Source organism: Clostridium tyrobutyricum, from assembly GCF_019144085.1.
Lineage (GTDB): Bacteria > Bacillota > Clostridia > Clostridiales > Clostridiaceae > Clostridium_B > Clostridium_B tyrobutyricum_A.
In genome coordinates this window covers 1-12,755 of sequence record NZ_JAHHUY010000032.1, presented here as the reverse complement: position 1 = coordinate 12,755, position 12,755 = coordinate 1, and the positions used below count along the sequence as shown (strand labels likewise).

At 30.6% G+C, this 12,755-nt stretch carries 7 protein-coding genes; all 7 read left to right on the top strand.

The window, feature by feature from the left end; genetic code table 11:
• Window positions 1–22 precede the first annotated feature (22 nt).
• The 7 genes from pdxA to KM800_RS12360 all read left to right on the top strand — a co-directional run bounded on the left by pdxA (window position 23) and on the right by KM800_RS12360 (window position 12,670).
• On the top strand, window positions 23–1,021 hold the full coding sequence (gene pdxA, locus KM800_RS12385) for a 4-hydroxythreonine-4-phosphate dehydrogenase PdxA (RefSeq protein WP_217813368.1): 999 nt from the start codon (window positions 23–25) through the stop codon (window positions 1,019–1,021).
• A 252-nt stretch (window positions 1,022–1,273) separates the two neighbouring features.
• Window positions 1,274–1,669: a four-carbon acid sugar kinase family protein gene (locus KM800_RS15565; RefSeq protein ID WP_254906559.1), complete on the top strand. Its 396-nt coding sequence runs from the start codon at window positions 1,274–1,276 to the stop codon at window positions 1,667–1,669.
• A complete protein-coding gene (locus tag KM800_RS12380) occupies window positions 1,644–2,585 on the top strand; it encodes a nucleotide-binding domain containing protein (RefSeq protein ID WP_254906558.1) in 942 nt (313 codons plus the stop codon). Before KM800_RS15565 ends, KM800_RS12380 begins: the two co-directional genes overlap by 26 nt.
• Window positions 2,586–2,616: 31 nt before the next feature.
• A complete protein-coding gene (locus KM800_RS12375; protein WP_217813367.1) occupies window positions 2,617–3,990 on the top strand; it encodes a GntP family permease in 1,374 nt (457 codons plus the stop codon).
• A gap of 169 nt (window positions 3,991–4,159) precedes the next feature.
• Window positions 4,160–6,511 (top strand): VIT and vWA domain-containing protein, encoded by a 2,352-nt coding sequence (locus KM800_RS12370; protein ID WP_217813366.1) that lies wholly within the window; start codon window positions 4,160–4,162, stop codon window positions 6,509–6,511.
• A gap of 181 nt (window positions 6,512–6,692) precedes the next feature.
• Window positions 6,693–11,219 (top strand): glutamate synthase large subunit, encoded by a 4,527-nt coding sequence (gltB, locus tag KM800_RS12365; RefSeq protein WP_217813365.1) that lies wholly within the window; start codon window positions 6,693–6,695, stop codon window positions 11,217–11,219.
• Between the two features lie 20 nt (window positions 11,220–11,239).
• Window positions 11,240–12,670: a glutamate synthase subunit beta gene (locus KM800_RS12360; protein ID WP_217813364.1), complete on the top strand. Its 1,431-nt coding sequence runs from the start codon at window positions 11,240–11,242 to the stop codon at window positions 12,668–12,670.
• The last annotated feature ends 85 nt before the right edge of the window (window positions 12,671–12,755 follow it).

The following is a 12,755-nucleotide window of genomic DNA, read 5'->3' as shown; positions in this document are numbered from 1 at the left end:
AAATTGAAAAGAGGAGATATAGATGAATAAACCTATTATTGCAATTACATTGGGAGATCCTGCAGGAGTAGGACCTGAAATTGTAGTTAAAGCACTTAAAAACAAAGAAATTTACTATCAATGTAAACCTTTAGTTATAGGGGATTATGAAGTTTTACGCAAGGCATTGGAAATAACGAAATCTTCATTGAAGCTAAATGTTGTTTCAAAACCTGATGAAGGTAAATATACTTTAGGAACTATAGATTATATTAATTTAAATAATATTGACATTTCAAAATTGGAGTATGGAAAAGTACAGGCACAGTGTGGTCAGGCAGCTTTTGATTATCTTTCATATGCTATCAAGCTTGCACTAGATAAAAAAGTAACTGCAATTGCAACAACACCTTTGAACAAGGAGTCATTTAAAGCTGCAGGTGTTCCATATATAGGGCATACTGAAGTTCTTGAAAAACTTACTAATACACCGGATCCATTAACTATGTTTGAAGTAAGAGAATTAAAAGTATTTTTTTATAGTAGACATGTACCACTTAGAAAGGCTTGTGAGTTAATTACGAAGGAAGGAATCGAAAAATTTATAGTTAGATGTGAAAAGGCATTAAAAGTATTGGGGATTGAAAAACCTCATATGGCTATAGCAGGACTTAATCCACATTCTGGTGAACATGGTCTTTTTGGTGATGAAGAAGTTAAATATATCTTCCCAGCTGTTAAGAATTTACAAGAAAGAGGTGTGGATATTAATGGACCAATTGGTGCGGACTCAGTATTTTATCAGGCATTAAATGGAAAATATGATGCAGTTCTTTCACTTTATCATGATCAGGGACATATTGCTACTAAAATGGTTGATTTTGAAAGAACAATTTCACTTACAAATAACATGCCATTTTTAAGAACTTCAGTAGACCATGGAACAGCATTTGATATAGCAGGAACTGGAAAAGCAAGTGATGTTAGTATGGTAGAGTCTATTTTATTAGCAGCTAAATATGGACCTGGATTTTTAATTTAGAGTAATACAAATAGCTAAATATAAATGAAAGCCTCAATTTGTTTATGTAGAAAAGATCCCTTAAATCAAATCTATAAAACAAAAAGAGGCATCTTACAAAGAATATAACAACTTATCATAATTAGTTTATCATAAATAAAGTAAAAATGTAAATATAATGCTTATTGTAAAATATCAATTCACATATTATATGTAAGCGTTTGATTTTTAAAATTACTATTAAATACAATTTATTAAAGGAGAGAGGTTAATATGTTGAAAACAGTAATTATAGCGGATGATTTAACAGGTGCTAATGATACAGGAGCAATACTTGCTAAAAATGGATTGAAGGTAGGAACTTTACTTGATAAATCTGATTTATCTAAGTTTGAAAAGTTTGATGTTTTGAGTATAACAACTAATAGCAGAGGCATGTCAGCTAATGATGCATATAACAAAGTTTATGATGCTGTAAATTTATTTGAAAATAAAGAAAATATATTTTTTAGTAAAAGAATTGACTCAACTTTAAGAGGAAATGTTGGATATGAAATTGACAGTATTATTGATAATTTAGGAAATGATACCAAAGCTATCGTTGTTGCCTCATTTCCTAATTCTGGACGTGTAAGTATACTTCTTGCTTGTAAATGGGGTTCCTCTTGAGAATACAGAAGTTTCGAAGGACCCTACATCACCTGTAAAAACATCTAGAGTAACTGAAATAATAAAAAATCAAAGTAAGCGTAGAGTAGGTTTTATATCTTTGGATAAGGTATTGAAAGGATCTAATATAATAAAAAATGAAATTATACAAAATGTAAAAGATAACAGTGAAATTATAGTTATTGATGCATGTACAAATGAGGATATTGATGAAATTGCTAAGGCATGTATAGATAGCAAAATAAAGTTTGTATCAGTTGATCCAGGTCCCTTTACTGCAGCTGCAGCAAACATATTTTATAAAAAAGATGAAGGATTAAAAATTAGAGAAAAAGTATTATGTGGAATTGGCAGTGCAAGTAGTTTAACAAGAGAGCAGATAAATTATTTAAGAACAAAATATAATCCGCTAATTGTAAAAGCTAATACAATTAAATTTTTAAATAAAGAAGAAAAGGATACGGAGATAAATCAAATAGTGAATGAAGTTGTAAATAAAGAAAAGGATTACGATATTTTAGTTGTTACAACTACCACAGAAGATAATGATGTATTAGATTTTTATGAAATAGGCAAGAAATATAGGCTAGATAAAAAAGAATGTTCACGATTGATAACGGCTTCCATAGCCGAAATAGTTTATAGAATAATTAATAAGCTGGGAAATGGTATAGGAAGTGTTTATACGTCTGGAGGAGATGTTACTGAGGCTTTCTGCAGTAAAATAAATGCAGAGGGTATAGAAGTAAAAGATGAGGTTATTCCACTGGCTATCTATGGAAGAGTAATAGGAGGAATTTTCGATAAGAAACCTATTATAACAAAAGGAGGATTAGTAGGAACTAAAAATACATTAAGTAAATGTGTTAATTACTTGAAAACTAAAACATCAAGCCAATATAGCGTTGAAGATTAAATTATTATAAATTTGAAAGAGGGATGAGAAAATGATTTCTGGAATACAAATGATATTTGGATTGATTATTGGTATATGTTTGCTTGTATTTTTAATTACAAAAACAAAAGTGCACGTATTTCTGGGATTGATTATTTGTTCAATTACTGTAGGGATAATAGGTGGAATGAATCAACAAGATGTTATTTCGTCAATTACGAAGGGATTTGGTAATTCACTAAGCAGTATTGGCATTATCATTGGATTTGGTGTTATGCTTGGTAAACTACTTGAAGTATCAGGTGCAACGGAAGTAATGGCAAATGCATTTATAAAATTGTTTGGTCACAAGAAGGAAGAAGAAGCTTTGGCAGCTTCTGGATTTGTTACATCATTATCTATTTTCTGTACTTCTGGATTTATTATTTTATCACCATTAGTTAAAGGACTATCCCAAAAAACAGGTAAATCAGTTGTTTCATTAGGTATATCTCTGGCAGGAGGATTGTTGCTGAGTCATACTTTGGTTCCACCTGCTGCTGGGCCTATAGGTGTTGCAGGTATTTTAAATGTTAATATTGGAAAATTTATGTTGTTTGGAGCTATTATTTCTATACCAATTATTTGTGTCATAATTCCATATGCAAGATATCTGGGAAATAAAATATATCAACTTCCAAATAATGATGAGGATGGATGGATAAGACCTTCAGAAAAAAAAGTTATTAGTAGTAATAATATTAATACTAATACTAATAAAAAATCTCTTTCTGGATCTATGGCTTTTGCACCAATAGTAGTACCAATATTATTGATATTATTAAATACAGTTTTAAAATCATTAAGTTTTAAGAATAATATTTTAGCTTCAATTTTATCTTTTGCAGGCTCACCAATAATTGCACTATCAATTGGATTGCTAATTGCTATATTTGGATTAACAGGGAATCTATCTAGAAAAGAAACATTAGATGCCATGGAAGAAGGACTTAAGGCAAGTGGTAAATTAATATTATTAGTTGGTGGTGGTGGAGCACTTGGCATGATTATACAAAACAGTGGAGTTGGAACATATATTGCAACCAGTATTTCAAAAACAAGTATACCTCCAATTCTTCTACCTTTTATTATTTCATGTTTGTTAAGAGTAATACAAGGTTCAGGTGCAGTAGCTATGACAACGGCTGCTTCTGTAACTGCTCCAATGATTTCAACACTTCACATTGATCCTGTTTTTGCAGCACTTGCGGCTTGTGTAGGTTCTATGATGTTTTCGTATTTTAATGATTCATATTTTTGGGTTATTAATGAATCAATTGGAATAAGTAATGTTAAGGAACAGATGAAAGTATGGTCCATTACTTCTACACTTGCATGTATTACTGGATTAATTGCCTTACTTATTTTAAATTTCTTTTTAGGATAAAAACGAACAATTTAAATTTATGCCTATATATAAGATTTGTAAAAAGTATCTTAATATATAGGCAATTTTTATATTTAAATTTAATACTTATTATGAATAGTACAATTAAGTATGGTAAAATCTATATATGATATAGTGCTTTGTAGTTAATATGAAGGAGGAATGGCTTATGTTAATATCTCATTTGAAATTAAATAAAAATAATTATGGTGAAGTACTTCTTAAAAAAGTAGATATAAATGGAAATTTATGCGCAGGATATGGTGAAATAACTATAAATCAAATATATGAAAATGTGGGTAAGAAAGATATTGAGGGAGTATATGCTTTCCCAATTCCAGATACGGCTGTCATATCTGGATTTGAAGCTGAAATAGGTGGAAAGACTCTAAAAGCAGTAGTAGAGGATAAGAGCAAGGCAAATAAGATATATGAGAATGCCAGGAAATCAGGAGATACTATATTTTCTTTAGAAGAATTTAGCCCCCATTTTTTTAAAATAAATATAGGTAAGATAATATCAGGTGAAAAAGTAAAAATAAAATTTTCTTATATGGATGAATTGGATTATGCAAACAATAAATTTAAATTAACTATACCAGCTGTTTCGGAACCTAAAATATTCAATAAGGATAGTACTTCAAGTGTGAAAAATTTCAAAAGTGAAGATTTTGAATTTAAGGTAAACATAATAGTTGAATCATTGACTAATTTGGATTTTAAATCACCACATCACAATATAAGAATAGATAGAGATGGAGATACTATAGCAAAAATAAGCCTTGATGAAAATTCTAGTCCTATTGATAAAGATTTTATAATTATTATGAAGGAAAAAGGAACTTTGGAAGCAGATGGGATGATATATGAGTATAAGAAAAATGATGAAAGGAAAGGTATAGTTTATATAAGGATGATTCCTAAATTAGATAAATTTGAATCGGAAGGAAATAAAAATTATATATTTCTAATTGATATTTCCTATACCATGGAAGGAGAAAAGTTAAATCAGGCTAAAAATGCATTGCATCTTTGCATTAGAAATTTATCTGAGGGAGATACTTTTGATATAGTGGCCATGGGAAATAAACTCTATAGTTTTTCAAAAGGTGAATCGGTTGAATATAATGCACAATCATTGAGAGAAGCTTCTAAATGGATAGACAATTTAAATACTGAATTGAGTTCAGATATATTTGAAGGTATAAAATACAGTCTTGAAAAGGGAACGAAAGAAAATACTATACTTATATTTACAGATGATCAGGTTAATGAAGAAGACAAGATACTTTCATATGTAAAACAAAATGTAAGTGACAATAGAATATTTGCTTTTGGTGTAGGGGAATTTGTTAACAACTATTTTTTAAACAAATTATCTCATGAGAGTTCAGGAAAATCAGAATTTATAGGAGAAAATGAAAGAATCGAAGATATAGTTATTAGGCAATTAAACAGAATACAAAATCCTCAAGTCGATAATATAAAAATTGATTGGGGAAGATTAAAAGTAGAGTCCTCATATCCTAGAACAATTAAATATATGTACGATAGGGAACTATTTTCAATATTTGCCAGCGTAGTAGGAGAAGTAGAAGGGCATATAGTATTAAGTGGAAATGTTAATGAATCCGAATATTTAAGTGAAATAGATATTGATAATTTTAATACAGAAGAAAATGCAAACTTATTAAAAAAAGTATGGGCTAGAAAAAGAATAAAATCAATTGCAGCAGCTATGAAGGTAGAACGCGGCGAAAAAAGAGAGGCTATGCGAAAAAAAATCATACAAATATCCAAAGAAAATGAAATAATAAGTTGTGAAACTACTTTTATACTTATGGAATTGAGAGAAGAGCCAGTTCTTGGTATTCAACTTAGAAATATAATTCCAATAAAAGTTAGTGAAAAAACTCTAGGAGAACAGATAAGTATTAAAAGTAAATCAGGTTTCTTTTATAAAACTTGCCAGGAGAATATTATTGATGACAATTCATATTTACATAATAAGTATCCAAGAGAAATGTTACTTAGAATAATTGCAAAAAATCAATTTGCAGATGGTTCATTTGTAGATTATGAAGATAGTAGTCTGGAAGATAAAGTTGAGACAACATCAATGTCTATATTGGCATTTTGTTTGGGAAAAGAAAATATAGATATATATTTAAAACAGCTGAATAAAGCAGTTGTTTATATATGTAAAAATTATTGGAAAATTGATGTCCATTCTAGAGAAGATATAAATAGGCTTGTATTTTTAGCACTAACTACTATTAAAAAGAGAAATATAATTAAAGCTAAATATATGGAAACTGTAGATTGTACTATAAATAATATGTATAATATAAAAGAATTATCAGGAGCTATTATTAATGGATCACTAAATAAAAGCATGGCAAGTTTGTTTAATATAGATGAAAAGAATAAATGTATAAAAGAGGATATAACCATATATGATGAAAGAAATTCGATTTTTGACATGGCAAAACTTTCAGTACTTATGTCATTAAATGGGTAAAACATATAAAATGTTTAAGATAATTGAATAAAATTATCAAAAATTATTATAATTTTACTTATTTTAATTAAATAGTATAACTTTTATAAAAATAAATGAAAAAATGAAATTTTTTTGTTGAAAAATTTCATTAATAAATATATAATTTAAACTAAACCGAAAAATTAAAGGGGGCAATTACATGAAATTAGTTGGGGGATTACCACCAAAGCAAGGACTCTATAACCCAAAATTTGAAAAAGATAATTGTGGAGTTGGTTTCGTTGCAAATATTAAGGGTGAAAAATCTCATGATATTGTAAAGAAAGGACTTCAAGTATTAGTTAATCTGACTCATAGAGGTGCTGTTGGTGCAGATCCTAAAACTGGAGATGGAGCTGGAATACTTGTTCAAATACCAGATGAATTTTTTAGAATAAATTGTGACAATGCAGGAATATCACTTCCTAAAGTGGGCCGTTATGCAGTTGGAATGGTATTTTTACCAAAGGAACCTGCAATTAGATATCAATGTGAAGGAATTTTAGAGAGAATAATAAAAGAAGAAGGACAAAAGATATTAGGATGGCGTAATGTCCCTACGGATGATCGAGGAATTGGCGAAACTGCTAGAGGAACAGAACCTATAGCAAGACAGATATTTGTAGAAAATTGTTCGGAAGATCAGATCCAATTTGAAAGAAAATTATATGTAATAAGAAAAAGAGCAGAAAATGAAATTAAAAAATCAGTAAAAAGAAATGCTGAATATTTTTACATATGTTCTCTGTCAAGTAAAACTATAGTATATAAAGGACTTCTTCTTGCAGATCAAATATCTGGATACTATCTTGATTTAAATGACATAAATTTTAAAAGTGCAATAGCATTAGTACATCAGAGATTTAGTACAAATACCTTTCCTACCTGGGATTTAGCACAGCCTTTTAGATATTTAGCACACAATGGCGAGATAAATACTATAAGAGGAAATAGAAATTGGATGAATGCTAGAGAAGGTATTTTAAAATCAAGTGCATTTAAGAATGATATAGAAAAATTATTTCCTATTATCACACCTAATGGCAGTGATTCTGCATCTTTAGATAATATGTTTGAATTGTTAGTTGCAGATGGAAGAAGTATTTCTCATGCTATGATGATGCTTATTCCAGAAGCTTGGGAAAAGAATAAGGATATGCCAAAATATAAAAAGGATTTTTACGAGTATCATTCTTCTTTGATAGAACCATGGGATGGACCGGCAGCTGTATTTTTTACAGATGGAGCTCAAATAGGAGCTACACTGGACAGAAATGGTCTTAGACCTGCCAAGTATGTAATAACAAAAAATGGCCAGGTAGCTATGGCCTCTGAATTAGGAGTTTTGGAATTTGAGCCTGAAGAAGTAATTGAAAAAGGACGTCTAAATCCCGGAAAAATGTTTTTAGTTGATACAAATATAGGTAAAATTATAGATGATGCACAACTTAAAAAGTCAATTGCTACAAAGAAACCATATGGAAATTATATAGATGATACTAAAAAAACACTTAAAGATTTTAAAGATGTTTCAGTAAATAACAATATTAGTCCAGAAGTTTTAAGAGAGGAACAACAAGCTTTTGGCTATACTATGGAAGATTTAAGATTAATACTTAAATATATGGCTGAAAATGGGAAGGAACCAATTGGTTCTATGGGAAATGATACACCTCTTGCAGTTTTGTCTAACAGACCTCAAATTTTATTTTCATATTTCAGGCAATTATTTGCACAGGTTACCAATCCACCAATTGATCCTATAAGAGAAGGGGTAGTAATGTCTCTTATGAATTACCTGGGACCTCAAAATAACATATTGAGCAAAGGCAAAATAGAGGATCCATTTATAGAACTTGAAAATCCAATTTTAACTGATGATGAAATGACTAAAATAAAGCATATGAGGGATGTAAACTTTAAAACTACAACTGTTCCTATAACATTTAAATATGATAGTGGTATACCTGGATTTAAGCAGGCACTTAAATTAATCTGTGAAAGAGTTGGCACAAAAGTTGAAGAAGGATATAACATAATTGTATTAAGTGATAAAAAAATAGATGAATATGAAGCTACTATACCAAGTTTACTTGCAGTATCTGCAGTTCATCACTATCTTATAAAGAAGAAGACTAGAACTAAGGTATCTATTGTAATAGAAACTGGAGAAGCTAGGGAAACTACCCACTTTGCACTTCTTATTGGTTATGGTGCCAGTGCTGTTTGTCCATATCTAGCGTATAGATCCATGGAAAATTTAATAGATAATGGTTCTATAAAGAATATTTCTAAGGAAAAGGCAATATTAAATTATATAAATGCAATCTGTGGTGGACTTTTAAAAATACTTTCTAAAATGGGCATATGTACCATACAAAGTTATCATGGAGCCCAAATATTTGAAGCATTGGGTTTGAGTCAGGAATTTGTAGATGAATATTTTAAAGGTACTACAACTACAATAGGTGGAATAGGAATAGACATTGTGGCTAAAGAAGTTTTATTGAGGCATAAAAAAGCGTTTAATAGATTTAGAAATTCTTCTTTGGCATTGGATGTAGGTGGTTTGTATTCGTGGAGAAAAGATGGAGAGTTCCATTTATTTAATCCTACAAGCATTTATAAATTGCAGCTTGCATCTAGAACCAATGATTATAATATGTATAAGGAATATGCAAGTTTAATAAACGATCAGAGTAAACAACCATGTACACTTAGAAGTCTTTTTGAATTCAATACTGATGGTAATAGTGAAATCCCAATTGAAGAGGTAGAGCCTGTAAGTGAGATAATAAAAAGATTTTGTTCTGGAGCTATGTCTCTAGGTGCACTTAGTAGGGAAACACATGAAACTATAGCTATTGCCATGAATAAAATTGGAGCCAAGAGTAATTCAGGTGAAGGTGGAGAAGATGATAGAAGATTTAAGGTAGGCAGTGATGGCCAAAATAAGAGAGGTGCCATAAAACAGGTAGCATCAGCTAGATTTGGAGTTACTACCAATTATTTGGTAAATGCAGATGAAATTCAAATAAAGGTTGCTCAGGGAGCTAAACCTGGTGAAGGTGGACATTTACCTGGACCTAAAGTAGATCATTTTGTAGCGGAAGTTAGACATTCTACGCCTGGAATAGCACTTATTTCACCACCACCACATCATGATATATATTCTATAGAGGATTTGGCACAACTTATATATGATTTAAAGAGTGTAAATCCAAATAGTAGAATTAGTGTAAAGTTGGTTTCCGAGGTAGGAGTAGGTGTAATAGCAGCAGGTGTTGCCAAGGCACATGCAGATTTGATACTTATAAGCGGACATGATGGAGGAACAGGAGCATCACCACTTTCTTCTATGAGATATGCAGGAACACCTTGGGAAATAGGTCTTTCAGAAACTCATCAAGTTTTGTTGTTAAACAATTTGAGAAGCAGGGTAAGACTTCAAACTGATGGTCAACTTAAAACTGGCAGAGATGTAATAATAGCAACTTTACTTGGAGCTGAGGAATTTGGATTTGCTACCAGCATATTAGTAACATTGGGGTGTACTCTTCTTAGAAACTGTCATTGTAATATGTGTTCTATGGGAATTGCAACTCAAGATACTGACTTGAGGAAAAAGTTTAAAGGTAAACCAGAGTATATAATAAATTTCTTAACTTTTATAGCAACTGAAGTTAGAGAATATATGGCTAAATTAGGATTTAGAACTATGAATGAAATGATTGGAAGAGTTGATAAACTTAAAGTTAAAGACCAGGAAGTCTTAAACCACTGGAAGACTAAAGGACTTGATTTTTCCAACATACTATATAAACCAGATATACCTGAAAAAATAAAGACATATTGTACTATATTACAGGATCATGGAATAGATAAGGCTCTTGATCACACTTTAATAGAAGTTGCATATCCAGCACTTAATGATAAAAAATATGTAAGTGGAAATTTTGAAGTTAAAAATGTTAACAGAAGTGTTGGAACTATGTTAAGCGGAAAAATAGCTAAGAAATTTGGCAAAGAAGGTCTTCCTGAGGATACTATTGTATTTAACTTTAAGGGATCTGCAGGACAGAGTTTTGGAGCTTTTGGAATGAAGGGACTTACATTAAAACTTGTAGGCGATGTTAATGATTATGTAGGAAAAGGATTGTCTGGGGCTAAAATTATAATAGAAACACCAGAAAATGCAGCTTATAGGGCACAAAATAGTTTTATTGCCGGAAATACTATATTATATGGAGCTACTAGTGGTAAGTTATTTGTAAATGGTATGGCAGGAGAAAGATTTGGTGTAAGAAATAGTGGAGCTTTGGCTGTAGTAGAAGGTGTAGGAGATCATTGTTGTGAATATATGACAGGTGGAACAATAGTCGTTATAGGAAGTACTGGAAGAAATTTTGGAGCAGGAATGACTGGTGGAGTAGCTTATGTTCTAGATGAAAAAAATGATTTTAACAAGAAATGTAATATGGATATGATAGAAATTAATGAACTTGAAAATGATGATGAATCTTTAGTATATGATTTAATAAAAGAACATCATGAAAATACAAATAGTTCAAAAGCAAAGAGTATTTTAGATAATTGGGATGAATTTAAATCTAAATTTAGGAAAGTTATCCCTACTGCTTATAAGCTTATACTTGCAAAAAAGAAGCAGTCAGTTAAAGTATCTTAATGAAAGGGGATATATAATTAATGGGAAAATTAGGTGGATTTAAAGAATTTAATAGAAAAGATTTTGCTACAAGATCTGTAAAGGAAAGAGTTAAGGATTATGAGGAGGTTCATACTCCTCTTTCATTAAAAAATATGGAAGAACAAGCTGCAAGATGTATGAATTGTGGTACGCCATTTTGTAATTGGGGATGTCCTGTTGGAAACTTAATTCCTGATTGGAATGATTTTTCCTATAATGATGATTGGGAAAAGGCATATAAAAGACTCTCACTTACAAATAATTTTCCTGAATTTACAGGAAGGATATGTCCAGCTCTTTGTGAATCATCATGTACATTGGGAATAAATTATAATCCAGTATCTATTAGAGAAATAGAATATATGGTTATAGAAAAAGCATTTAAAGAAGGATGGGTTAAACCTAATCCCCCTAAAAATAGAACCGGAAAAAAGGTAGCTGTTGTTGGTTCAGGTCCTTCAGGACTTGCTGCAGCAGCACAATTGAATTCTGTAGGACATAGTATAGTTGTTTTTGAAAGACATGATGAGATTGGTGGACTTTTGAGATATGGTATACCTGATTTTAAGTTGGAAAAAGCTGTAGTTCAAAGAAGAGTTGATCTTATGAAACAAGAAGGTATAGAATTTAAAACAAACATAAATGTAGGAGTCAATATAAATTATAAAGATCTGTTAAATGAATTTGACGCAGTAGTACTAGCAGGAGGTTCTACTGTGCCTAGAGATTTGAAAGCTCCAGGAAGAGAACTTGATGGAATATATTTTGCAGTAGATTATTTATTATTGCAAAATAAAAAGAATTCAAATAAAAAAATAGATTCGGATATTACAGCTAAAGGTAAGTCAGTAGTTGTAATTGGTGGTGGAGATACTGGATCAGATTGTATAGGTACGGCTATAAGACAAGATGCAAAAAAAGTTTATCAGATTGAGATAATGCCAAAACCTCCTGTTAATAGAGATGAAACTATGCCCTGGCCAACTTATCCACGAACATTAAAAACTACAACATCCCATGAAGAGGGTTGTGAACGTAAGTGGAATATATCTACCAAAGAATTTATAGGCAAGGACGGATCAGTTAAAAAACTTCATTGCACTGAAGTAAAATGGTATAAAGATGATAATGGAGTTATGAAATTCAATGAATTAAAAGGTAGTGAATTTGATATAGATGCAGATTTGGTACTTATAGCCATGGGATTTTTACATCCACAACATGAAGGATTATTGGATGATTTATCACTAGAGTATGATAAGAGAGGAAATGTTATAACTTCAAACGAAAATATGACAAGTGTTAAGGGTGTATTTTCTGCTGGAGATATGAGGACAGGTCAATCACTTGTTGTAAAGGCAATACATGATGGAAGAACTACAGCAAAATATGTAGATAAATATTTAATGGGAGATACTTTTCTTAAATAGAAGATAATTTATAGATATAAAAATATCCTGGGTAGTTAAAACTATCCAGGATATTTTTATATCTATAAATCAAGTAAATTCTTTT